This is a genomic window from Chitinophaga rhizosphaerae (genome assembly GCF_003958645.1).
In the GTDB taxonomy this organism is placed as follows: domain Bacteria; phylum Bacteroidota; class Bacteroidia; order Chitinophagales; family Chitinophagaceae; genus Chitinophaga; species Chitinophaga rhizosphaerae.
In genome coordinates this window covers 67,622-91,892 of sequence record NZ_RXLO01000004.1, presented here as the reverse complement: position 1 = coordinate 91,892, position 24,271 = coordinate 67,622, and the positions used below count along the sequence as shown (strand labels likewise).

At 54.3% G+C, this 24,271-nt stretch carries 24 protein-coding genes; 16 read left to right on the top strand and 8 right to left on the bottom strand.

Annotated features, from left to right (window positions below; translation table 11 throughout):
• Window positions 1-5: 5 nt before the first annotated feature.
• The gene (locus EJ361_RS10920) at window positions 6-965 is read right to left on the bottom strand and encodes a YheT family hydrolase (RefSeq protein ID WP_126245656.1); all 960 of its coding nucleotides are present in this window, start codon (window positions 963-965) and stop codon (window positions 6-8) included.
• Between the two features lie 95 nt (window positions 966-1,060).
• On the opposite strand from EJ361_RS10920, the gene EJ361_RS10915 reads away from it, so the two are divergent.
• Window positions 1,061-1,783 carry a DUF2490 domain-containing protein gene (locus tag EJ361_RS10915; protein ID WP_126245655.1) on the top strand — a complete coding sequence of 241 codons (723 nt, stop codon included), beginning with the start codon at window positions 1,061-1,063 and terminating at the stop codon, window positions 1,781-1,783.
• A 149-nt stretch (window positions 1,784-1,932) separates the two neighbouring features.
• Here the strand turns inward: EJ361_RS10915 and EJ361_RS10910 are convergent, their stop codons facing one another.
• Both EJ361_RS10910 and EJ361_RS10905 read right to left on the bottom strand, forming a co-directional pair.
• The gene (locus tag EJ361_RS10910; protein WP_126245654.1) at window positions 1,933-3,162 is read right to left on the bottom strand and encodes an MFS transporter; all 1,230 of its coding nucleotides are present in this window, start codon (window positions 3,160-3,162) and stop codon (window positions 1,933-1,935) included.
• 42 nt (window positions 3,163-3,204) lie between these two features.
• Window positions 3,205-3,876, bottom strand: a complete 672-nt coding sequence (locus EJ361_RS10905; RefSeq protein ID WP_240646605.1) for a FadR/GntR family transcriptional regulator — start codon at window positions 3,874-3,876, stop codon at window positions 3,205-3,207.
• 422 nt (window positions 3,877-4,298) lie between these two features.
• Between EJ361_RS10905 and EJ361_RS10900 the strand changes: the two genes are divergently transcribed.
• The 8 genes from EJ361_RS10900 (at window position 4,299) to EJ361_RS10870 (ending at window position 10,182) form a co-directional block, all read left to right on the top strand.
• A complete protein-coding gene (locus tag EJ361_RS10900) occupies window positions 4,299-4,568 on the top strand; it encodes a hypothetical protein (RefSeq protein ID WP_126245653.1) in 270 nt (89 codons plus the stop codon).
• Between the two features lie 2 nt (window positions 4,569-4,570).
• Window positions 4,571-5,386, top strand: coding sequence for an ion transporter (locus EJ361_RS10895; protein ID WP_126245652.1), 816 nt, complete (start codon window positions 4,571-4,573; stop codon window positions 5,384-5,386).
• Between the two features lie 400 nt (window positions 5,387-5,786).
• Window positions 5,787-5,957, top strand: coding sequence for a hypothetical protein (locus EJ361_RS25610; RefSeq protein ID WP_164714183.1), 171 nt, complete (start codon window positions 5,787-5,789; stop codon window positions 5,955-5,957).
• A gap of 12 nt (window positions 5,958-5,969) precedes the next feature.
• The gene (locus tag EJ361_RS10890) at window positions 5,970-6,170 is read left to right on the top strand and encodes a KTSC domain-containing protein (protein WP_126245651.1); all 201 of its coding nucleotides are present in this window, start codon (window positions 5,970-5,972) and stop codon (window positions 6,168-6,170) included.
• 100 nt (window positions 6,171-6,270) lie between these two features.
• Complete coding sequence (locus EJ361_RS10885; RefSeq protein WP_126245650.1) at window positions 6,271-7,569, top strand: MFS transporter; 1,299 nt, start codon at window positions 6,271-6,273, stop codon at window positions 7,567-7,569.
• Window positions 7,566-8,075 carry a DinB family protein gene (locus tag EJ361_RS10880; RefSeq protein ID WP_126245649.1) on the top strand — a complete coding sequence of 170 codons (510 nt, stop codon included), beginning with the start codon at window positions 7,566-7,568 and terminating at the stop codon, window positions 8,073-8,075. Before EJ361_RS10885 ends, EJ361_RS10880 begins: the two co-directional genes overlap by 4 nt.
• 9 nt (window positions 8,076-8,084) lie before the next feature.
• On the top strand, window positions 8,085-8,633 hold the full coding sequence (locus EJ361_RS10875) for a dihydrofolate reductase family protein (protein WP_126245648.1): 549 nt from the start codon (window positions 8,085-8,087) through the stop codon (window positions 8,631-8,633).
• Between the two features lie 577 nt (window positions 8,634-9,210).
• On the top strand, window positions 9,211-10,182 hold the full coding sequence (locus EJ361_RS10870) for a terpene synthase family protein (protein ID WP_126245647.1): 972 nt from the start codon (window positions 9,211-9,213) through the stop codon (window positions 10,180-10,182).
• 17 nt (window positions 10,183-10,199) lie between these two features.
• Here the strand turns inward: EJ361_RS10870 and EJ361_RS10865 are convergent, their stop codons facing one another.
• Both EJ361_RS10865 and EJ361_RS10860 read right to left on the bottom strand, forming a co-directional pair.
• Complete coding sequence (locus EJ361_RS10865; RefSeq protein WP_126245646.1) at window positions 10,200-11,921, bottom strand: ATP-binding protein; 1,722 nt, start codon at window positions 11,919-11,921, stop codon at window positions 10,200-10,202.
• 94 nt (window positions 11,922-12,015) lie between these two features.
• The gene (locus EJ361_RS10860) at window positions 12,016-12,600 is read right to left on the bottom strand and encodes a hypothetical protein (RefSeq protein WP_126245645.1); all 585 of its coding nucleotides are present in this window, start codon (window positions 12,598-12,600) and stop codon (window positions 12,016-12,018) included.
• 316 nt (window positions 12,601-12,916) lie between these two features.
• On the opposite strand from EJ361_RS10860, the gene EJ361_RS10855 reads away from it, so the two are divergent.
• The 5 genes from EJ361_RS10855 to EJ361_RS10835 all read left to right on the top strand — a co-directional run bounded on the left by EJ361_RS10855 (window position 12,917) and on the right by EJ361_RS10835 (window position 20,857).
• Complete coding sequence (locus EJ361_RS10855; RefSeq protein ID WP_126245644.1) at window positions 12,917-16,105, top strand: SusC/RagA family TonB-linked outer membrane protein; 3,189 nt, start codon at window positions 12,917-12,919, stop codon at window positions 16,103-16,105.
• Between the two features lie 21 nt (window positions 16,106-16,126).
• Window positions 16,127-17,587: a SusD/RagB family nutrient-binding outer membrane lipoprotein gene (locus EJ361_RS10850; RefSeq protein ID WP_126245643.1), complete on the top strand. Its 1,461-nt coding sequence runs from the start codon at window positions 16,127-16,129 to the stop codon at window positions 17,585-17,587.
• A 10-nt stretch (window positions 17,588-17,597) separates the two neighbouring features.
• Entirely contained in the window at window positions 17,598-19,166 is a 1,569-nt protein-coding gene (locus EJ361_RS10845) for a calcineurin-like phosphoesterase C-terminal domain-containing protein (protein ID WP_126245642.1), read from the top strand.
• Window positions 19,167-19,450: 284 nt separating this feature from the next.
• On the top strand, window positions 19,451-20,296 hold the full coding sequence (locus EJ361_RS25605; protein ID WP_164714182.1) for an SRPBCC domain-containing protein: 846 nt from the start codon (window positions 19,451-19,453) through the stop codon (window positions 20,294-20,296).
• Between the two features lie 66 nt (window positions 20,297-20,362).
• Window positions 20,363-20,857 (top strand): thioredoxin family protein, encoded by a 495-nt coding sequence (locus tag EJ361_RS10835; RefSeq protein WP_126245641.1) that lies wholly within the window; start codon window positions 20,363-20,365, stop codon window positions 20,855-20,857.
• On the opposite strand, the gene EJ361_RS10830 is transcribed toward EJ361_RS10835, so the two are convergent.
• From EJ361_RS10830 to EJ361_RS10820, 3 genes are read right to left on the bottom strand one after another with little or no spacing between them, the layout of a single operon-like run.
• Complete coding sequence (locus tag EJ361_RS10830) at window positions 20,845-21,330, bottom strand: DoxX family protein (protein WP_126245640.1); 486 nt, start codon at window positions 21,328-21,330, stop codon at window positions 20,845-20,847. The genes EJ361_RS10835 and EJ361_RS10830 overlap by 13 nt on opposite strands.
• 54 nt (window positions 21,331-21,384) lie before the next feature.
• A complete protein-coding gene (locus EJ361_RS10825) occupies window positions 21,385-21,963 on the bottom strand; it encodes a Crp/Fnr family transcriptional regulator (RefSeq protein WP_126245639.1) in 579 nt (192 codons plus the stop codon).
• A 6-nt stretch (window positions 21,964-21,969) separates the two neighbouring features.
• A complete protein-coding gene (locus tag EJ361_RS10820) occupies window positions 21,970-22,248 on the bottom strand; it encodes a hypothetical protein (RefSeq protein ID WP_126245638.1) in 279 nt (92 codons plus the stop codon).
• 375 nt (window positions 22,249-22,623) lie between these two features.
• On the opposite strand from EJ361_RS10820, the gene EJ361_RS10815 reads away from it, so the two are divergent.
• Both EJ361_RS10815 and EJ361_RS10810 read left to right on the top strand, forming a co-directional pair.
• Window positions 22,624-23,829, top strand: a complete 1,206-nt coding sequence (locus EJ361_RS10815) for a multiheme c-type cytochrome (protein WP_164714181.1) — start codon at window positions 22,624-22,626, stop codon at window positions 23,827-23,829.
• A gap of 18 nt (window positions 23,830-23,847) precedes the next feature.
• A complete protein-coding gene (locus EJ361_RS10810) occupies window positions 23,848-24,270 on the top strand; it encodes a VOC family protein (protein ID WP_205686991.1) in 423 nt (140 codons plus the stop codon).
• Window position 24,271 lies beyond the last annotated feature (1 nt).

The following is a 24,271-nucleotide window of genomic DNA, read 5'->3' as shown; positions in this document are numbered from 1 at the left end:
GTGTGTTAACGATGCTGGTCGATGAATTGCCAGGCCCGTTTCTCCGACCAGTAATATTTATCGGAAAACGTCACGAACCCCACGTGGCCGCCCGATTCAGGGGTTTCGAGGTGGAAATTCCGGTTGGTGGATGCGGCGCTGAACGGATAGGAGCCCTGCCCGAGGAAAGGATCGTCGAGGGCGTTGATGAGGAGTGTGGGAATGGTGATGCCGGAGAGGTAAAAAATGGAGCTGGACAGGCGCCAGTAATGCTCCGCGTTTTTGAAACCATGTAACGGCGCGGTATAGCGGTCGTCGAACTCGCGGAAATTGCGGATGGCGGAGAAGCCTTCCAGGGAAATATCGTTTGGGTACGCTTTCGCTTTTTCGGCGAGTTTTTCGCCGAGGGAGCGGATGAACCGCATGCGGTAAATGCTGTTCTGGCGTTTTTCCAGCTCGTTGGAGCTGTCCAGCAAATCTACCGGAACGGAAATGGCCACGGCGGAGCGGATTTGCGGGTGGACGGAGGAGCCGCGCTCGCCGAGGTACTTCAACGTCACGTTCCCGCCCAAAGAAAAGCCGATGAGATGGATGTGGTCGTACTGCGGGGCGATGTGGTCGATCACGGTCTGGAGATCGCCGGTTTCGCCGCTATGATAAAAGCGGAGGGCTTTATTGGATTCGCCGCTGCACCCGCGGAAGTTCATCGACACTGTATCGAACCCGCTTTCGTTGAAGATATGCACCATTCCCGTCACGTATTGCCGACGGGAATCGCCCTCCAGGCCATGGAGAATGAGTACCGCGCTGCGGCTGCCCTTCCGGCTGAAATCGAGGTCGAGGAAATCGTTGTCGGGCGTGGTGATGCGCTCCCGTACATAATCGGCGGGCGGGATGCGGCGGAAAAGCGTAGGGAACACGGTGAGCACATGCCGGTTGCTCAGCAGGAAAGGGGCGGTGTAATCTGTAGAGGGCAGAACCGGCATATGCTTGAAAATTTAATACGGTAAAGGTAGGATTTACTGGACAAACGGCCGTTGCAGGGTTGGTGGCCGGGCGATCATGTGCTATTTTTGAATATATGATCAGATCACTTTTATTATGTGCGCTCCTCATCCAAAGCGCCTCCGTCGTGGCACAAAGCCAATTCAGCGGCTGGTTCGCCAATTTCTCGACCTTCCGCGTCCCGGACACGAAGTTCAGCATCCATTTCGACGGGCAGCTCCGCAGTTCCGACGAATGGGAAATGTTGCAAACGTTCATCCTGCGGCCGGGCATCAACTATCATGTACGCAGGAACATGATCCTCACCGCCGGCTATGCCCTCATCGAAAACCGGACGCTGGGCGATCTTTTCGCCGAGCACCGCATCTGGGAGCAGTTCATCGTCAACCACACCGTGGGCGGATTTATGCCGTTGCAACACCGTTTCAGGGCGGAGCAACGCTTCATCCCTACGGTACGGGCGTTTACCGGGCAACCCGAAAAGGTGGAAACCAACGTTTCCCACCGGGTGCGGTATTTTGTGCGCGGACTGCTGCCTTTCAGCGGACAGGCCGGTTTCAGAAAGGGGATGTTCGGTGCCCTGCAGAACGAGATCTTCATCAACTTCGCCAACACGAAGTACGCCAACAGCCACGCGTTCGACCAGAACCGGGCATACGGCGCCATCGGGTATCGCTTCAGCCCGAAATTCGACCTGGAAGCGGGGTACCTGCATCACTACACGATGCGTTTTAACGGTCAGAACACCAGTTTTGTCAATAACAACGTCATCCAGGTGGCCACGTATGTAAGGTTGTGACGGGATGCCCGTACAGTAGGGCTGTAGTATAGCTTTAGAGAGATTCCGTACTGGAACCGTAGCACAACCGTACTGACTTTACAAATCCGTGCAAAGAAAAAGGATGACCACATCGGTCATCCTTTTTTGGTTAACGGACGATGGATGCGTTATTTTTTGCGGCTGCCTTCGATATTGGGCAGGAAGCCCGTGAGCAGGCCTATGAGCGGCAGATAGGCGCAAACTTCGTAAACATAATATATGCTGGTACGGTCTGCCAGTTCGCCGAGGAGCGCGGAACCTACGCCGGCCATGCCGAACGCGAACCCGAAGAACAGTCCGGCGATCATGCCCACTTTTCCCGGCACCAGCTCCTGCGCATATACGAGGATGGCGGAGAAGGCGGAAGAGAGGATCACGCCGATGAACACACTGAGGATCACGGTCCAGAAGAGATTGGCGTGCGGCATCAGCAGCGCGAAGGGCGCCACGCCGAGGATGGATATCCAGATCACGTATTTGCGGCCGATGCGGTCGCCGATGGGGCCGCCGATGAACGTGCCTGCGGCGATGGCGAAGAGGAACACGAACAGGTAGATCTGCGAATGCTGTACCGATACGTTGAACTTCCCGATGAGGTAGAACGTGTAATAGCTGGTGAGGCTCGCCATGTAGAAGTATTTCGAGAAAATGAGCAGCAGCAGGATGAACAGCGCGAACGCCACTTTCCCTTTCGACAGTTGGACCGCCGCGTGGTGACCGGATTTCTTTTTCGGTTGGATGCGGTCGGTATTGCCGAGGTACCATTTGCTGATGCGGAGCATGACGAAAATGGCCAGCAGGGCGATGAGGGAGAACCACGCCACGCTCGGTTGCCCGAATGGCACGATGATGGCCGCGGCGAGCAGGGGGCCGAGGGAACTGCCCGTGTTGCCGCCCACCTGGAACAGCGATTGCGCCATGCCGTGGCGCCCGCCGGATGCCATGTATGCCAGCCTCGACGCTTCGGGGTGGAAAACGGCGGACCCCACGCCCACCAGCGCCACCGATACGAGCACGATGGGGAAGGAATGCGCCATGGCCAGGCATAACAGCCCGATCAGCGTGAAGCCCATGCCGATAGCGAGGGAATAGGGCTGCGGGCGCTTGTCGGTATATAAACCAACGAGCGGCTGCAGGATGGAGGCAGACAACTGGAAGGTAAGCGTAATCAGGCCTACCTGTGAAAAACTGAGATGGAGGGAATCCTTCACCAGCGGATAGATCGCGGGGATGAGGGATTGAATGGTGTCGTTCAGCAGATGTGTGAAGCTCAGGGCGATGAGGACGGAGAATGTGGTCTTCTCCGCCAGTTGCCGGGCCTGTGCCTGCCGGTCTTCCGTTTCAAGCGTAGTTTCCATTGATTGTCAGATCATCTGATGTTTATAGTGTAAAGAATGGTTTCAACGGCTGTGTGTGCTGATGCGCGTGGCCCAAACCAGCGCCTGTTCTGCATCCTGATCGGCGATCGCGTCGAGCAGGGCTTTGTGCATGTACTGGGTCAGCTCGAAATCGCCCGTGTCTTTATGGCGGTCTTTGAAAGACTGCAGCATGTGCGTGGCGATGGTCTGGTACAGTTCGAGCATGATGCTGTTCTTCGACGCCACGGCGATGCTCGTATGAAAATGTACGTCGGCCTGCATGGTGGCGTCCACATTACCGGCTTTGGCGAATTTTTCGCGGGCGCGGAGGAAAGTCTTCATCCGGGCGAGGTCTTCGCGGGTGCGGTGGAGCGCCGCTTTCTCGGCGATCTTCACTTCGAGGAGGAGGCGTACTTCGTTGAGCTCCTGGTAATCTGCCGTGTGGAGCTTCCGGCCGAGGGGGCCGGTCAGCGGCTGGCTGGAAGTCACGAACGTACCCTGGCCCTGCTGCACCCGCAGCATGCCCGCGTTCACCAGGAGCCGTACCGCTTCGCGGACCGAGCTGCGGCCCACACCGAACAGCAGCATGAGCTCCGGTTCTGAAGGCAGGCGGTCGCCCACGGCGTAGGTGCCGCCGGTGATCATGTCCTGCAACCCGGCGGCGACATCGTCTGCCAGACTATTCCGTTTGAGTATGGTAACCTGTTTCGTCATATCATCTGATGTTCGCAAAGGTAAAAAACCTTCCGGAAATTGGAAGCGTATTTTTTCAGGCGCCGCAGGTTGGGGTGAGCGTCCATAGGTAAATAGCGAGCAGGAGTGCGACATGGATTCCGTCGACACATTCGAATCCCATGCTTTCCCTGCAGTTACCAAGCAGCGATTTGGTAGGCGTGGCCGGCTTGATCGGCGATAGCCGGCATGCGGTTGCATTGATAATCCAGTGTTGCGGTGAAAAGATCACCCGGCAGATCGGGCCCTGTTATCCGCATGGGATCTTGCCTGCGGCGGAACCCGCGTATCAAGGCACAAGATTTTCTTTCGCCCCGCAAACTGCATACCGGATTTAGGTGTTTTTCATACGGGTTAAAATCCTATTTTTGTAGTCACTGGTTTGTAACTAAAATGATTATCCAATGGCACTACCGAAGTTCATGATTGCAGATGATCCCGTAACGGACCCGGACAACGAGTATATTTTTCATACCGAGAAGCCCAGGTTTTTTGCGAAACGCGTGGAAGAAGACGAAGAAGTAGCGTATATCGATATCGTGGAAGAAATCGATAACGTGGAGGAATATTTCCATGGCGAGCCGGAAAAGAAACAGCAACTGCTGGATGAGCTGGAAGACTGGTATTATGCTTACCTCGAGTGGCTGGAAGATGAGGAAGACGAAGAAGATTAGGCATGCAAGCGGTCCCTCCTGCCTGGCAACAACGCCTGCATAAGGTCATTTACGAATCGGACACGCCGGCCGGCAAAGCGTTCGACATTGTTCTGCTGGCCTGTATCCTGACGAGTATCCTCGTTGTCATGCTCGATAGTGTGGATAGCCTCCATAGCCGCTATGGCGGCCTTTTTTTTGTGCTGGAATGGGCGTTCACCATTCTTTTCACCATCGAATACATCCTTCGCCTGGTCTGTATCCGCAAGCCTGTACGCTTCGTGTTCAGCCTGCTCGGCGTCATCGATCTCCTGGCGCTCATCCCTTCCTACCTCAGCTTCCTCTTCGCCGGGGCGCAGTCGCTGCTCGTATTGCGCGCCCTTCGCCTGCTGCGCATCTTCCGGATCTTCCGCCTCGTTCATTTCATTTCCGAAATGCGCTTCCTCACCGTAGCCATCGGCCGCAGCCTGCGGAAGATCAGCATCTTCATCCTCTTCGTACTTACCTGCGTCATTATACTCGGCTCTGTCATTTATCTTGTGGAAGACCATAACGCCGGGTTCACCAGCATCCCCCAATCGGTCTACTGGTCGATCGTGACCATCACCACCGTTGGATATGGAGACGTGGCACCCGTTACGCCGCTCGGGAAATTCATCGCCAGTTTTATCATGCTCCTCGGCTATGGCATCATCGCCGTTCCCACCGGCATCGTCACCACCGAAATGGCGCACGCCTACCGCGAAAAAGGGCATTCCACCCATGTATGCCCCGGTTGCGGCCATGAAGGGCACGACACCGATGCGGAATTCTGCAAGATCTGCGGTACGAAGCTCTGAACGCTAGTTGCAGTGCCCCAGGGCCCAGTAAATAATAATGAAGATGAGGATCGTGCTGAGGCACCCGCCGCCCAGTTTCTTGGCGCCGTATCCTGCAATGAGGGCTCTCCAGAATTTATTCATAAAGCGAAGATTTAGTTGCCGCCGGCCAACAACCATGCCGGTAACCTAATTTACATTATTTCGTCCACCCGCCATCCAAACCATTTTCATTTGCAGGCATAAAAGATAATAGCAGCCCTGCAGGAAAGTGCGCATCGCCGCCGGCGAACGCCATGGCGCAGACCGCGGCCGTGGAATAAAATCCACAGCGCGGGGAAAATCCCTTTCCCGCCACACGGCACCCGCCCGGAGAACGCAGTCTGGCATCATTCTTCCGCTTACAAAGGAAAAAAATATCATGTCGTCAGGATTGCTTGCATTCATCGTATTCGTAGCCGCCATCCTGTTGTATGTATTCATACAGCGGAACCGGAAAACGCGCGACAAGGGACAGGATAAACTTATCAACCGGAACGTACCGCCCTACGACCCCGACAAAACCGTTGCGGGTGGCGGGCACGACGAATAAAAATCCCGTCCCATGCCGTCTACCGTCATCAGGCATATGCGTTACAACCCGGAAACGGAGGTACTGGTCATCACTTTCGTATCGGGGAAAGTGTATGCTTACCGGCCCGTACCGCCAGACGTGTACGCCCGCATGTTGCAATCCGGCTCCAAAGGAGAGTTCTTCAACCGTTTTATCCGCGACCAGTTTACCTATCGCCAGCTTTACAACTAAACTGGCCCGAAATCCCCTGAAAAATGGCGCTTCCTGCCATCATGCAATTCCCGGAATGGCCGTACCATTGCATTACCGGAATACCATTTAACCACTTCGCATGAAATCGTTCTACGCCATACTCGTCAATTCCATCGTTGCCGGGATCACCAATACGTTCGTATGGTTCGCCGTCACGTTTTGGGTGTATCTCGAAACCCGTTCCGTGCTCACCACTTCCTGGATGGCCGGTATTTACATCGGCACCGTAGTGGTTTCGGGATTTTACCTTGGATCGCTGGTGGATCATTACCGGAAAAAAAACGTCATGATGCTGTCGAGCATCGCATCGCTGGTTTTTTTCGGATTGGCGGGGATGGTGTATGCACTGTCTCCGGCGGAAGCGTTTAAACATGCAGGGAGTCCTTTGCTGTGGGTGTTCATCGTACTGTCGCTCCTGGGCGCGCTGGCCGGTAATCTCCGGTACATCACGCTTCCTACGGTGGTAACGATCCTGGTGCCGGAAAATATGCGCGACCGGGCGAACGGGATGGTGGGAACGGCCAACGGTACCGCGTTCCTGGTGGCATCGGTTTTCAGCGGCCTGGCGATCGGGTTGGTGGGGATTTTCTGGACGATGGCGCTGGCGGTGGCCGGCACCCTGCTTTGCATTTTGCACCTTACGTTCGTGAGGATGGAAGAAACCCTCCATCACGAGGTCCACAACGAAAAGCCGCGGCTCGATGTGAAAGGGACCATTCGTATCGTGCAACAAATCCCCGGGCTGTTCGGGCTGATCTTCTTCAATACGTTCAACAACTTCCTGGGCGGGGTTTTCATGGCTTTGATGGACCCGTACGGGTTGTCGCTCGTATCCGTTGAAGTCTGGGGTGTGCTCTGGGGCGTGCTGAGCCTGGGGTTCATCGTGGGCGGTATCGGGGTTTCCAGGAAGGGATTGGGGAAACAGCCCGTCCGCACGCTGTTTACCTGCAATATCATCATGTGGACGATCTGCATATTTTTCGCGCTGCAGGCTTCCATCGTATTGCTGGCGGTGGGGATGTTCGTTTATCTCAGCCTCATTCCCGTGGTGGAAGCGGCGGAGCAGACCATCATCCAGAAAGTGATCCCGCTGGAGCGGCAGGGGCGCGTGTTCGGGTTTGCGCAAAGCATCGAGCAGGCGGCGTCTCCGCTGACGGCCATCATGATCGGGCCCATCGCACATTTCTTCTTCATCCCGTTCATGACCACCGGCGAAGGCGCCCGGATCCTCGGGCCGTGGTTCGGTACGGGGCTGGACAGGGGCATCGCGCTGCTGTTTACCATGACCGGGCTGGTGGGGCTTGCCGTTACGCTTTTCGCGAAGCGGACGCGGTCGTATTCCCATCTGCTGAACATCGCATCAAATCTGAAACCATGAATACACAAGAAGTTGCACAGGCAGGAAAAGTAGCCGCATGGCTCCTCCTTTACGATGGGCATACGCCCATGTTCAACAATGTGCTCGAAGGCATTTCGGAAGCGGATGCCCGCAAGCGGCTGGATACGCCGGCCAATCACCCCATCTGGCTCGCGGGTAGCCTGGTGCAGGAGCGGTTCGAAATGGCGAATGCATTGGGGTTGAAAGAGCAGCAGCAGGCACATTTGTTGTTCGACGATCATAAAGGCATCCAGGCGGATGCGGAATATCCATCGCTGGATACGCTGCGTGCGGATTGGGCGCGCATCACGCCGATACTGCGGGATGCCTTCAGTAAAGCATCTGCTGAAAAGCTCCATGGGCCTAATCCCTGGCCGATGCCGGAAATGGAGCAGATCAATTTGCTGGATATGTTGCTATATTGCATCGACCGCGAATCCTATTGCATCGGCCAACTGGGCCTGTGGCGGCGGTTGCTCAACTATCCGCCCATGCGTTACTCATAAAAACACAACATGCGTAAACTTTTCGTTTCCAATCTCGTATCGGTAGACGGCTATATCGCCGGGCCCAACCGCGAGATCGACTGGCATAATGTAGACGGTGAATACGAAGCATACGGCGTTCAAATGATGAATAACTGCGGCGCCATTCTTTTCGGGCGCATCACGTACGACCTGATGGCCGGTTACTGGCCCACGGCTACCGATAATAACCCGGAAGTGACGCGGCAGATGAACGTGCTGGAGAAATACGTGTTCTCGAACTCGCTGCAATCGGTTAACTGGCAAAACACGCACCTCGTGAAAGAACCGATGGGGCCCTTCGTACAGCGGCTGAAGGAGGAGGAAGGGCAGGATATCGTGATTTTGGGGAGTGGAACGATTGTGTCGCAACTCACGGAGCTGAGGTTGATCGACGAATACCGGATTTTTACGGTGCCGGTGCTCCTGGGCGGGGGGATCCCTGCTTTTCCGCCGGGTTTCAAACGGGTGGGGCTGGAGTTGGTATCGTCCAGGGAGTTCAGTGAGGGGAACGTGTTGAATACGTATTGGGTGAAGTAGCGTTTTAAGGGAAAAAGTATCATATGACCGGTGGTTTCTTGTGGGAACCGCCGGTTTTTTTATGGGCACCGGGGTGTATTGCGGAAATGATCCGATAAACGGGTTGGGAAGGATTTCGGGGCGATGGGCAGATGGCTGGCTTTGCATGTTGCTGGCTTGTGAATCATTAATTATCAATATTTTAATATCGATTTGTCGTAAAAAGACAATGTCAAAATGATGTTTAAACAGATACTGGCGGAAAGTGCCCGTTTTTAACAAAACAAGACAATCGGCTTACTGAGGCCTTTTTGCGGGGGAACACATTAACTGATTGATACATAAAATTTCCGGGTAATTCGTGTAACTTTTGTAATAATTACCCGCTGGGAATGCAAGTCGGGTGATAGTAACCATAGGGCACAGAAAAGGATGCACATTCCACCGTGACAACTTTTCTTCACTATTCAGACAGCGAAATAATGAGGGGATAGCATGAGACGGACAGGCGAAAGGCCTGTGACCGCTGCGTCCCCTTTATGCATAGCAATCCAAGCGTTTACACATTTATATTTCTTTATCCAAAAAGCATTTTACTATGAAAGAGATCCTTAATGCCAATGCACTGCAGTATTCCTTCACTCATCGCTTGAACCCTAATGCCGAAGCCATGGAGGCCTTGCTCCGCACCTGGATCGAGACGGATTATAACTGGCTGCCAGACAAGATGAAGTTCAAGTACGGAAAAACGGGTATGGGGCACTGCGGGGGTTGTATTTTTCCTCACGCGTCCATGGCGCAACTGACGGCTGTTTGCCGGTTTTTCATTTGGGCGTTTACGGTGGATGATATTCATGAACGCTCGGAACCTTCTGAAATTGAACGAATTCGTAAAATAGCCATGGAGGCGCTTCGTTACGGGAATTTCATCAGTGGTGAAGACATTTTTGCGTCGCTTCCGCAAATGCGGGAAGAGCTGCTGGCAATAGGATCTCCACTTTGGCTCGACCGTTTCTGCGATAGCATCGATATGTATTTTGACGGCTTGAAACAGGAAGTTGGGTACCGTGTCCCGAAAATATTCCCTGAATTTAAAACATTTGTAGACATCCGTATGAAGGCTGTCAACGTTTACCCTATGATCCATCTTGCAGAAGCAATAACAGGTACCGTTTTGCCTGAAATCGTAGTGAAACACCCTGTCATTGATCGGATTGAGCAACTGACCTGCCGCATTCTTGCCTGGTCCAACGATTATTTTTCCGCGCATCTTGAAAAAGACAAAGACGTGCTGAACCTCGTATTGATGATCGAGCATGAAAGCGGATGTTCGCTCAGTGAAGCATATGTTCGGGCACTCGCGATCCATGACGCGGATGTGGATGAATTTTTGCAATTGAAGCAACAATTACCAGAAGCCGGAATGTTCAATGAGGCGCTTTGGCAATATGTGGAGAACCTCCAGCTGATGATTTCAGGTTATTTGCACTGGACTCTCCAGCTGACGGAACGATATAAAAAAGGTGGTCACCCATCAGAAGATTTAGCAAAGCTGAAAGAAGCCGTTTGATCGGGAATCTGAGAATATTAGGCCGGTACCTGTGCCAACAGGTGCCGGCTTAATGCTTGTTGCAAATCCTGTTTTTCATATGGCTTTTTCACTACCTCTGCCGCACCTTCTTTCAACCAATGGTCGTCAGGGTCATTCTTTCCGGTGATGATGATCGCCGGGATAGCGCTGAATTTTTCGTTCGACCGCAGATAGCTCAGCGTTTCCAAGCCGTTCAGCCCGGGCATGTTGTCGTCGAGCATGATGAGGTCTGGAAGGAAAGTGGCGTCTTCCAGTTTTTCTAGTAACTGGTTGCCGTTCAGGTTACTCGTTACTTCGCATCCGAAAGATTGCAGGAGGGTCGACATCAATTTGTTTTGCATAATATCATCCTCCGCGAAGAAGATCCTTTTGCCGGGGAACTGTTTGTTTGATTGAATTTCGAGCCTGCTGGATTTGGTGATGGTAGTTTCTTTCAGCGGGATAAGTATGGTAAAGGTGGTTTGCCCGTTTTCGCTTTGAGCGGAAAAGGTTCCTTCCATCTGGTCAACTATGCTGCGTACGATATACAATCCCAGGCCGGATCCTTGGATTTTATTGTCGGCCTTGGCGGTGACGAATTTGTTGAACAGCGATTTCATCTTTTCCGCCGGAATGTCTTGGCAGGCGTTCGTCACGGAAATGCACATTTGTGCGGGATTGGTATCAGAAGAGGTGAGTTTGACAAAGATCGTCGTGTTTTCTTTGCTGTATTTTATGGCGTTGGTGATCAGGTTGGTGACGGCAATGCTTAGCTGGCGAGGATCAGCGAGAATTGATGCAGGTAGGGATTTGCAGACCTGCAGCTGGATTTGCAGGCCGCGGGATTCCGCATTGATTTCCTGTATTTTTACGATGTTGCGCATGAAGGGCATGAGGGCAATGGGTTCAGGACTCAATTCCGTCCGTACACCGTTTTCAAGTTCGCCCATGCTCAAGACGTTGCTGACGATGTTGGTCATACCATGATTGATCGCGTTCAGCTGGTCCATGTAAGGCCGCAGCTTTTCGTATTCCGGGTGCCCTTTCACTTCGTTGTTCAACAGATCGATCAGGATGGTATTACTGGCAAGATGATTCCTCATTTCATGCGATGTCTTGAACATCAACATGGAAACTTGTTGCAGCAATTCCTTGTTCTCCCGGATATAGTGGCCAAGCACAAGCACATCGAATAACATGAAACAGGGTAAGGCTACCCAGCGAAGCATGTATTGAAATTGTTCACTCAATTCGAGTGGGGTTACCAGATGGCGGTAATAAATGAATTCAATGGCAATCAGGGTAAGTGCAGCAGCGGCCAGACCCGTATATCGCTGCCAACTTTTTCTATAAATGAGGAAACTGATCCCGAAAAGGAAAACGACTATCAGTGAAATGTTAATCGTCGGGCCAAGTATTGAGGCAAAATACAAAGCACAAAGGCAATGGCTGACGAGTACGCTCACGTTGGCCATTTCATATCTGCGGAGATGGTTTAAACCGATAACACCCATAAACAATCCTGCCTCCACCCACGCCGGGAACATAATACTCGCCTGCCCAGAATAAATATAGAACAGGGTTCCGACTATTACTGCAAGTACGGCAGTAACAAAACAGATGGTATTAATCGTCCTAATTTTACGCGCTCTCTCCTCTGGAAGGCCCTTCGCCCCGGCGTTTATTACCGGATGAAGCCAGTTGAACAGTTGTAAAGTCGTTTGTGCGGGGTATCGCATGTTTGGGTTTTTAAGAATTCTACTAGCGTGGATTTTCCAATTGACTTAGTTCGGGTTTCTCGTACCAAGATACCGAATAAATTCGCTGAATTTGTTAATTGATTGTAAATAGTAGATGGGTTGTCATAAACTTTCCGTAGTGCCTTATTTTCCCGGGATCGCGGCCAGGCCCATGCCTCCGCCCCATCGCCCGGGCGGGCGCCATGTGCAGCGCAGCAACGCAGCGGCGCCGCCGGTATAGATCGTGCTGTTGCCGGCCGTTGGCGCGCCGGCGGGAGATGTGGCAAACGCAGGTTTCAGGACGCCGAGCTTCTTGCTGCAATGGCAACGGCCGATCGCTGTTGGAATCGCTGCCGCCGGCGTTGCCGGCTTCGATTTGCCCGGCCGCGATGCGGAGCCCCGGTAGCACGGCTGCGCCGAGGCGCATGCTGCACGTCCGCCGAAGGTTATAGGCCGGCCGGCTGTCTTGCAAGCATTCCCGCGTGAGGCTCCATGCTGTAGACCGGTTCAGCAACGCGCCCGGGGCTCCGTCTCCCGGCTGCTCGCCTCCCGGCCCGAATTTCTTCACATGGGCTTGCAGGCAGGGTGTGCGCAACTGCTGGCTGGAAAGGCGGTCGCATTCCCGGGGCGACCGACCAAAAAGGATGCGCTGTGCGCCGATAATGGCGGCTTTTCTCATGGCAAACGGGTTTTACCGGCAGGATTTGTTATTGATATGTGAATGCTTTTGCTGTGGAATGCAAGTTACGAATTGCCGGGGCCCGTTGCTCCCTTAAATAAAATTGGCAACATAAACTAGAATTTTTACTACAAAGGGTTTTTTTTACATTTTTAAACCCGCTTTTATTTAAAAAGTGTTTGACAGCCCTTTCACTTTATTTCGACGCATTTCAATTTGTTAACATTATCATAAAGTCGATTTCGTGTTTATGTAACGCGAACACAGTTCCTTTGCGCCTTCGAACCTAAACATTAGACACCTAATCGACCACTATATGAAGCCAAAATTACTTCAGTTACTCGCATGCCTCCTGTGTGCGGTATTATTTATCCCGAACCCGTCGAAAGCGCAGGAAATGCCGGTGAAAGGCACGGTGCGCACGGCAGACAACGGCACCCTCATGCCGGGCGTCACCATCCTCGCCAACGGCAAACTCGTTGGGATGACCGACGAGAACGGTTCCTTCTCCATCAAGATCACTGAAAAAGGGACGCTGCTCCAGCTCTCCATGATCGGTTACGAGAAACTGACTTTTGTAGTGGGAGAAGCCAACCAGGGCCTGAAGTTCGTCATGAAACCGGCCGCCAGCACCCTGAACGAACACGTGGTGACCACTGCCCTCGGCATCAAGCGCGCCGAAAAAGCGTTGGGCTACGCGCAACAGACGATCGGGGCCGAATCCCTCACAGACGCGCGCCCCAATAACTGGTCGGACGCGTTGAGGGGCAAAGTGGCCGGCCTGAACATCGCCGGACTGGGTGGCCCGCTCAACTCTCAGGAAATCCGCCTCCGCGGCGAAAGCTCCCTCACCACCAACGGCAACGCCGCACTCGTGGTGGTAGACGGCATCCCCGTGAACGGGAACCTCACCACGTCCGGCGCTTCCAACATGTATATGGGCGGCGACGCGTCTATCGACGTACCCGTGGATTTCGGCAACGGCATCGCAGACATCAACCCAGACGATATCGAAAGCATCTCCGTCCTCAAAGGCCCCGGCGCCACCGCACTTTACGGCAGCCGCGCAGCCAACGGCGCCGTGCTCATCACCACCAAATCCGGTAAAACCCGCAAGGGACTGGGCATCTCGCTCAATTCCAACACCAGCTGGGACGTAATCACCCGCTGGCCCGACTGGCAATATGAATACGGCCAGGGCGACGGTAAAACCAACTACAACGCCGCCGGCGAACTGTTCTATTCTTATGGCGCATCGGAAGATGGGCGCAATACCGGCGGCAGCTCCAGCGCTTTCGGCCCGAAATTCAACGGCCAGATGTACTACCAGTACGATCCTGCGAAATTCGGACAGGGAGCGGAAAGAACGCCCTGGGTTGCCTACAGGGATAACCGCAAGGATTACTGGCAAACGGGCCGCACCACCACCAACGGCATCACCCTCGACAATTCCGGCGATGCAGGCACGGTGCGCGCATCCCTCACGCGAACCGACAACAAGTGGATCATGCCCTCCATGGGATTCGAACGCACCACGGCTTCCGTGAACGCAGGGTATAAGATTTCCAGCAAGATCAAGGTGAGCTCCGTGGTGAATTACACCAATAAAACGAGCGACAACCTCCCCGGCCTGGGTTATAACAACCACTCCATCGCCTACTTCATGATCTTCCAGAACCCGAACGTAGACCTGAACTGGTACCGCCCGCTCTGGCGCCCCGGCTTCGAAGGTATCGATATGATCCGCCCCTACAGCTCGTTCATCGACAACCCCTTTGCCATGACCGACGAGATCAGGAACGGCCTCCGCAGCAACCAGCTCACCGGCAACCTGAAAGTAGACGCGCAGATCCTGCCGAAACTCAGTCTCATGGTGCGTTCCGGTACCAACATGAACCAGCAGGCACGCGATCAGCGCCGCCCCTGGGACATCAACCGCTACGGCCAGGGCTTCTACCAGACGCAGGCGGTGTACAGCCAGGAAATCAACAGCGACTTCCTCCTCACCTACCGCGACGCGTTCGCCGGCGGCAAATTCTCCCTCAGCGCATCTGCCGGCGGCAATACCATGACCAGCCAGTACAAGCGCAACGACAATACCCTTATCGGTCTGGTGGTGCCCGGTGTGTATAAAATGACGAACGGCATCGGTAACCCGCTGGTCGCTACTTACGATGCAGACAAGAAAGTGAACAGCCTGTACGGTCTCATCAACCTGTCTTACCGCGACAAAATTTTCCTCGACCTGACCGGCCGTAACGATTGGTCGAGCACCCTGCCGCAGGAGAACTGGTCGTTCTTCTATCCTTCCGCCAACCTGAGCATGATCCTGAGTGATATGGTCCGCATGCCGAAAGCGGTCAGCTTCGCGAAATACCGTTTGTCGCTGGCGCAGGTGGGGAACGACACCGATCCTTACAGAACGAACAAATATTTCAACCGTAGCGACTTCCCCAGTTCCGCCGAAGCGCCCACGCAGTTGTACAACCTCCATTTCAAACCTGAAATCGCGACGAGCATCGAAACCGGCCTGGATTTGGGTTTCTTCAGGAACAGGCTCCGCATCGACGCGGCCGTGTACCAGACCAATACAAAGAACCAGATCCTGTCCGTTCCCCTGGAACACTCTTCCGGCTTCAGTTCTGCCATCCTCAACTCCGGCGAGATCCGCAACCGCGGGCTTGAACTGGTGGTGACCGGCACGCCCGTGAAAACGAAAAACGTAACCTGGAACGTGACCGCAACCTGGGCTACCACCCGCAGCAAAGTGATGAGCCTCGACCCGAGATTGGGTGGGAAACTCTCGATCATGGGCTCTTCCAGCGCCACGCTCACCGCGGTGGAAGGAGAGATCGCTTCCGCACTGTATGGATTGAAATTCGAGCGCGCTCCCGACGGACAGATCATCTACAGCAACGGTCTGCCTGTTGTAACGCAGACGACGGATTACATCGGCGACACGAACCCCGACTGGAGAGCGGGCCTCATCAACAACGTATCTTACAGGAATTTCAGGCTCAGCGCAACGTTCGACGGCCAGTATGGTGGCATCCTCTATTCGCACTCCCATCACAAAATGACCGAACAGGGCAAGCTGAAACATACGCTGAAAGGGCGTGAAGAAGGCTGGATCATAGGCGAAGGCGTGGAAAAGAAAGCAGACGGTTCTTTCGTTCCCAATACCACTAAAGTAAAACCGGCGGAATATTACGCTCAGTATTACCGCCTCAACAATACCGAAGCCAACTCGTTCAACGCATCGTTCCTGAAGTTCCGCGAAGTATCGCTGGAATATTCGCTGCCGTCCAAACTGATCGGCAACACCTTCCTGAAAGGCGCCAGCATAGCGGTGTATGGCCGTAACCTGAAAGTGTGGTCGGATTTCCCGATCTACGATCCTGAAGTGGCCACCCAGGCCGGTGGTACCGGGATCCTGACCGGTGTGGAAGTAGGCCAGATGCCGAACCCCGCCACCTTCGGCTTCAACCTGAAAGTAAAACTGTAATCACCCGAAAATCTGCAGACAATGACATTCTCCCGCATAGGTAAAAATATCCGTTCCATCAGCCTCATTTCCGCTGCGGCCGCAACTTTGGCGATGGGCGGCTGTACCAAAGACTTCCTGGAGACCAACTCCGACCCGAACCGCCTGGAAAGCATTACGCCCGGCACGTTACTGAACCCCACGATCTACGGCGCCGCTACCTACGGCATGAGCCGCAGCCGCTCTCTCACCTTCGAACTGATGCAGGTAGCGGGCGGTTACCCGAACGAGAACGTGGAAGATCAGATCTATTTGTACGATTTCAGGGAAGACGTGGGCAACGGCATCTGGACCACTGGCTATAAATGGTTGGCCAACGCCCGTGAGATCGAAAAAAGCGCCTCCAAGCTTGGGAACAACAACTATCTCGCCATCGCCCTAACGCTGAAGGCCTGGATGTATTCCGTGCTCACCGACTGCTTTGGCGACGTGCCCATGAGCGACGCGCTGAGCGGCGAAGACGGGAAGTTCTTCCCCACATTCGACCGGCAGGAAGATATCTACAAAACCATGCTGGCCGACCTCGAAAGGGCCGATACCATTTACGGGAAAGGTTCTACCGCTACCTATGCGGCGGACCTCCTGTATGCCAATGACTTCACCAAATGGAGAAAGTTCACAAACTCCCTGCGCCTGCGCCTGCTGCTGCGATCCGCCGGCCGCATGCCCGAGAATTACGTGAAAATGGCCGAAATCGTGAACAATCCCGGCAAGCACCCGATCTTCACCGCCAACACAGACGCCGCGGTGCTCCAGATCACCGGAACCGTGCCGAATATTTCTCCCTGGAACCGCCCGCAGGATTTCAGCACCTTCCGCTCCTGGTTCGATTTCTTTATCAAGAACCTGAACGAAGTGAACGACCCCCGTCTGAAACTCTTCGCCAGCGTGGCCCGTGGGAAAGATAATGCCAACCTCGGATATAAAGGTTTGCCGATCAATTACATGGAATCCCCTACCAGCGTAGACTTCACGCCGTCCGGCCTGTTGCAGCGGCTGGTCATTGCCCCGATGATCGTACCGATTATGAGCTTTGCGGAAGTGGAATTCATCAAAGCCGAACTGGCGCAGCGAGGGAAGATCGCTTCATCCGCCGAAACGCATTACCAGAGCGGGGTGAAAGCTGCCATCGAAATGTGGGGAGGTGTGATGCCGGCGAATTATTTCGACGCGGCCGCCGCGAAATACGACGGCACCCTCGAGCGCATCATGCTACAAAAATATTACGCGCTCTTCTTTACGGATTACCAGCAGTGGTTCGAACATCGCCGTACCGGATTCCCCGTACTGCCGAAAACGAAGTTCATGTTCAACAACGGCGTCATGCCCGCCCGGATGTTCTATCCCACTACCGTGAAAATCTACAACACGGAGAATTACAAGAAAGCCGCAGACCGTATCGGCGGCGATAAACTCAACGTAAAAGTTTGGTGGCAACAATAAATCAATCTACATGAAAAGGAAGTTTTTAACAGCATGCGCCGCACTGACATTGATCAGCGCCCTGGCCAACGCCCAGGTGAAAGGCCGGGTTTTTGAAGATGTGAATGGAAATGGGAAGATCGACAGGAAAGAAAAGGGCCTCGCCGGCGTGAACGTCAGCAACGGTATCGAAGTGGTGACCACCGATGCACGGGGCGCTTACGAGCTGCCGGAGCGCGCCAGCCAGGTGATCTTCGTTATCAAGCCTGCAGGCTACCAATTTGCGCTGGATACTAACAACCTCGCGAAAAGCTACTACATCCACAAACCCGCCGGCTCGCCTGCGGATTTCAAATACAAAGGTTCCGCTCCCACCGGCGATCTGCCCGGCCAACTGAACTTCGCGCTGCGCCGCCAGGCGGAAAACGATAACTTCCGCGTACTGGTGTTCGGCGATCCGCAGCCCTACACCCTCGAAGAAATCGAACATTTCAGTAACGGCGTGGTATCGGAAGTGACAGGCGTGAAAAACGTGGCCTTCGGCCTGAGCCTCGGCGATCTCGTTGGTGATAACCTCAGCCTTCACGGCCCGTACATCCAGGCGGTGAAAAAAGTAGGCCTGCCCTGGTACAACGTTATCGGCAACCACGACATGAACTACGACGCGAAGGAAGACACCGTATCCGACGAAACGTTCGAAGCCAACTTCGGCCCCGCCAACTACGCCTTCAACTACGGCAACGCCCACTTCATCGTGCTCGACGATATCATCTATCCCGACCCGCGCGACGGAAAAGGCTACTGGGGCGGCCTGCGCGAAGACCAGCTGCAGTTCATCGAAAACGACCTGAAAACCGTTCCGAAAAACAAGCTGATCGTGCTTTCCTTCCACATCCCGCTGCTCAATGAGAACGATATTTCCTTCCGCACGGAAGACCGTAACCGCCTGTTCCAACTGCTGAAAGATTTTCCGAACACGCTGTCGCTTTCTGCGCATACGCACCTGCAACGCCAGAATTTTTACGGGAAGGAAGACGGATGGCTCCAGGAAAAACCGCACCACGAATATAACGCAGGTACCACTTCGGGCGACTGGTACTCCGGTGAACTGAACGAGCAGGGCGTGCCCGCGTCTACCATGCGCGACGGAACCCCGAAAGGCTACGCTTTCCTGAACATCAACGGGAATCAATATTCCATCGATTATAAAGTAGCTGGAAAGGCAGACGATTATCAAATTCAATTGTCGATCCCGAAAGTGATCGAAAAAGACCGCAACAGTTCGTCCGGCATATATGCCAATTTCTTCATGGGCGCGAAAGGCGACAAGGTGGAATATTCCATCGATGGCGGCGCATGGAAACCGATGGAATACATGGAAGCTGCAGACCCCGCGTACCTGGACGTTCTCCACAAGTTCGACCATACCGAAAAACTGCTTGGCGGAAAACGGCCTTCGCATGCGGCCCAAAGTACGCACCTCTGGTGGGTGAAGGCGCCGTTCAAATTGGCGGCAGGCCGGCATGAAGTGAAGGTACGGGCCACGGACCGTTACGGTAAAACCTACGAGCAGAAAGGTGCTTATACCATCCTCGACTAAACTGGAAAACAATAGATCAAACGGAACCGTACGCATTTTTGCGTGCGGTTTTTTCATGCAGGCCGGGGCCATGTAGTGTTTGCGCTCGGCCGGACTGGGTTTTTCGATGGCCTGGCGGAGCAGGGTGCGCGGAAGCGTGGCGGCGTATTTGTCGGGGAAGGCGTAGCGTTGATCGGGGTTTCACTTCCCGGCTTCGCGGACGTGGCCGCCGGCTGCTTTCTGGAAAAGCCCCCGGCGGATCGGCGTAATTATCGTAATTTTCAATGGATTAAACCACAGATACCATGTATACACAAGGTGCTATGATTTTTGCCGACCTCACGGTGGCCAATGCGACGGAGCTGCGTGATTTTTACCAGGCGGTGATCGGCTGGGGATCGGATGGCGTGCCCATGAAAGACGGTGATTCGGCTTACGAAGATTACTTGCTCAAAGACGCGAACGGGGAACCCGTGGGCGGCGTTTGCCATGCCCGCGGGGGAAACACCGGGATCCCGCAGGTCTGGATGCTGTATATGCACGTCGACGATCCGGAGAAAAGCATCGAAGCCTGTGAAAAAGGCGGCGGAAGTGTGGTGAAAATCGCGAAAACGAAGGAAGGGCGCATCCATTACGCCATGCTCCGCGATCCGCTGGGAACGGCTTTCGGCATCGGCAATTTCGCCGGGTCGGGCGGTCCCGGGCCGGCGGCCAAAGCGGCGATGCAGATCGGGAAAACGCCGAAGGAAGTGTTCGAAGCGATCGTGGACCCTGCGATCATGTCCAACTATTTCATTTCAAAATCCACCGGCAGGATGGAGGCTGGCGCATCCCTCACCTGGCGCTTTCCGGAGTTCGATATGGACGTTCCCGTGCGGGTAAAGGAAATAGTGGAGCCGTCGCTCGTTTCTTTCGGCTGGGACGTAAACGGCCATGAGCTGGTGTGTACCCTGCGCCTGGAGCCTTTCGCTGATGGCAAGGCGACCGTCGTGAAAATAGAGGAGGCTTCCGTTGAAGGGTACGATCCGGGGAAGGAATGGCTGACCGGCAATACCGAAGGATGGGCCAATTTCCTCGCCTGCATGAAGGCCTGGCTGGAATATGGGGTGCACCTGCGCAAGGGGGCCTTCGATTTCCGATTCGTGAAATAATCTACTGGCAACAGGGGGAGGTTGGAAAAGGTAAAATAGCTTACTTTAGCGATAACAGACCAAACCATGAAAAGACTCCTCCTCATGATGGCCGCCATGATCGCCATGGGATCGGCTCAGGCACAACACAAAAGCCTCGATAGCATTTACAATCCGGCTGCAAACGCCCGGGCCGATCTGAAAGCCGCACTGCAAAAGGCTTCCGTCGAAAAGAAACACGTTTTGCTGCAAATCGGCGGCAACTGGTGCATCTGGTGCCGGCGGCTGTACGCATTCGTGGAAGAACATCCCAGGTTGAAAGAAGAGCAGAACAGGAACTTCGTGGTGTATCACCTCAATTACAGCAAGGAAAACAAAAACCTCGATATCCTCAAAGAGCTGGGCTACCCGCAACGCTTCGGGTTCCCAGTGCTCATGATCCTCGACGCCAAAGGCAACCGCCTCCACACCCAGAACACCGGGCTGCTGGAATCCGCCGACTCGTACGACGAGAAAAAGATCCTCGAAATGATCCGCCAGTGGTGCCCCGCGGCCTTCGATCCCGCTCTTTACGCGAACTGACCGTGGGCCCGCGGCACCGCACCCGGCCGGATGGCCGAAAAATACACCCAGCCGATAAAGACCAGCTGAAGGGGAAGCCGGAACCAGAGATATTCCGGTCCTGCCCCGTCGAAGCTCGCTTTTTGCAGGTTCACATGATGTAATGCCGCGTAAATATTGGCCGGCGTGATGCATACGAAGAACGCGATCAGCCACCAGCCCGTGCGCCGTGCCATGGCGGGGATCAGCAGTCCGATGCCCGCCGCTATCTCCAGCACGCCGGTGAAATAAACGATTCCCAGGCGGAAGGGTATTGCTTCCGGCAACATCATCGCCATGCCTTTCGCGAAGCCGAAATGCGCGCCGCCCGTTACGAACAGCATGGCTGCCATCCCGGTCCGCATCGCCTGGGCGAAGCGGTTTTCCCGGAATTTCAGTTTCAGGACGATGAGCGCGATGAGGGAAACGGCCAGCAGTGTTATTTCGGGTACCATATCTTTTTTTATGCAAATTTCACCCCATCCGGCGGATAAGTCAATGAACCCGGGTTAAGAAATCCCCGCCACCCGTTTCCGGATCCTGCTGAGCGCCTGGGGCGTAATCCCGATCCACGAAGCGATGTATTTGAGAGGGATTTCACGGACGAGCCGGGGTTGATCGGCCAGCAACTTGCGGTAACGCTCTTCCGCCGATTCGCTGAGCAGCGATATTTCGCGCCGGAGCAGTGTGAGATAAAGGTCTTCGCTGGCGTGCCGGCCGATGATGTTGCCTGCGGCGGTATTTTGATAAATATCCTGCAGATCGGCGTAGGAAATGCGGAGCAGTACGGTGTCTGTCAGCGCTTCCACGTTGTAGATGGACGGCTGGCGGGTGAGGAAGGAATCGTAAGCGGAAACGAAATCGTTCGAAAAGGAAAAACTGAAGGTAAGATCGTTCTCCTCATCTTTCGGGATAAAGAACCGGACGAGCCCCTCCGCGATGAAGGAGAGGTGATGTTCTGTTTGTCCGGCGCGGAGGAGGAGGGATTTCTTCGGGAAGGATTCCCGCGTCAACCGCGACGAAAAGTAATGCCAGTCTTCGTCAGAGAGGGGTGTGAACTTTTCGAAATATTGCCGGATTTGTTGCATCGGTTATCAAGAATTGGTGGAAGATTCCCGGATGAGTTGATCGTAGATATCTCTGTCGGAAGTAAGCGTTTTTCCGGTGAATTCGCGGATGCGTTTGATGACGTAGGCGGCATCGCCGACCAGGAAAAACAGCAGGGCATATACGTAATACAATACTTTAGACCGCCTGGTCATAGGGTTCCCGATCGTAACGATCAGCGTATCGCCGGAAGGTGAATAATTGAAATGTGTGTTCATGCCGACCCACAAGGTAAAGAATTGCCGGTGGATATGGAATAATGCCATGGGGGTACTTTTTCGCCGTCATAACTTTACGATAACAGTTGGGTCCGGAAGATTAATTTAAATTGTATTGCATCCTTATACGACCCCGTCGGTTCCAATCCAATTGGACTTCTCCGATATTTTTGACCACTTCCGCTGCGAAACCGGGCGGATTCGTTTTTTCATAAAAAGCTATAACATCGACAATACGGCAGGAGCGGCGGCAGCCAAAGCCGCGGCTGATGCTATCGGCACCTGGATCGGAGGGCATCATTGTGATTAGCATATGTATAGGGTATAAGTGGCTCAGAAAAGACAGGAGGGGACCGGATGCAGGTTCGCCTCCTGTCGCTATTTACGGCGGAAAACAATTATATTTATTCAGTTTCTGCCGTTATGAAAAAACGACCTTATTTGCTCGTGGGCGCGGCAACTGTGCTCGTGGGCTTTTTATCCAGATGTTCCGACCGGAAGGCCGGCCCGGCCGATCCCCGTGGCAGCAGCTTCGCTGAAGCCGCCTCCTGCGCGCAATGTCACAAAACGATTTATGATGACTACGCCGTTACCGCCCACGCACATTCGTCGGCCGTGGCGTCGGCAGGCACGGTGAAAGGCCGCTTTACCGCTCCGGATAATATTTTTCATTTCGCAGGCCGTGCCGATGTGGTGATGGAACAGCAGGGGGAAGAATTGTTCCAGGTGGTGAAGTCGGACGGCAGGGAACTGGACCGCTTCCCGTTCGATGTGGTGTTCGGTTCCGGCAGAAAGGCGCAGACGTTCCTGTACTGGAAAGGCGGACAGTATTTCCAGTTGCCAATTTCCTGGTTCGTGCCGGCGGATAATTGGGCCAACAGCCCGGGGTTTCCGGCAGACCATCCCAAGTTCGACCGCGTGATCCCCAGTACCTGCTTCGGCTGTCATAGCTCGATGGTAAAGGTGCGGGAAGAAACGAAAGGGATCACGGTCACGGAGCAGTTCGCCCGGCGGGAAATGATCGGCGGGATCGATTGTCAGCGATGCCATGGTCCGGCCGCGGAACATGTGGCCTTTCATACCAACAATCCGGCGGAGAAAGTCGCGCACTTCATCACCCGCATCGATACCCTGAGCCGTGTGCAGCGGCTCGATATGTGCGCGCTTTGCCATTCCGGCCTCAAACCGATGTACAAACCCGCCTTCGCCTTCAAGCCCGGCGACGCACTGTCGGATTTCGTCATCCCCACCGTCCCCTTCCGCAAAAAGCCCGACCAGCTCGACGTGCACGGCAACCAGCTGCAGTTGCTGGCTGCCAGCCAGTGTTTCCTGCAAAGCAAGACGATGAACTGTTCCACCTGCCATAACCCCCACGTCACGGAACGCACCAGCATGCAGACGTTCTCGCAACGCTGCATGACCTGCCATCAACCCGGATCTTCCCAATTCTGCAAACATACCGGCAAACCGGAGGAAGCCCTGGAGCAGAACTGTATCGATTGCCACATGCCCGCCCTGCCGTCTGGCGCCATTACGCTGCTGACCAACGGGGAGCAAAGTCCTACGCCCGATTCCGTGCGCACGCACCTGATCGATGTGTATGCGGATGTGGTGAGAAGAATGAAGTAAATTCCAAAAACGATAAACATGAAGCCAAGAATATCCGTATTGACCATTTGCGTGGCTGATCTCGACCGCGCGTACCGATTCTACCTTGAAGGCATGGGCCTTGCTTCCGAAGGCATTATCGGACAGGAGTTCGAATACGGCGCCGTGGCGTTTTTCGATTTGCAAAGCGGGGTAAAACTGGCCGTCTGGCCCAGGAAAAGCCTCGTGCATGATACGGGTTTGGAAGAGCGGGCCCCCTCGTCCATGGAGTTTACCATCGGGCATAACGTTACTACGAAAACGGAAGTAGACGCCGTTTTGCAGCAGGCGGAAGCCGCCGGCGCCAGGATCATTAAGCCTGCGCACGACACCTTTTGGGGCGGCTATGCCGGCTACTTCTCCGATCCCGACGGGCATCTGTGGGAAGTGGTGTATAATCCGGGATTCATGCCGGAAGAGTAGT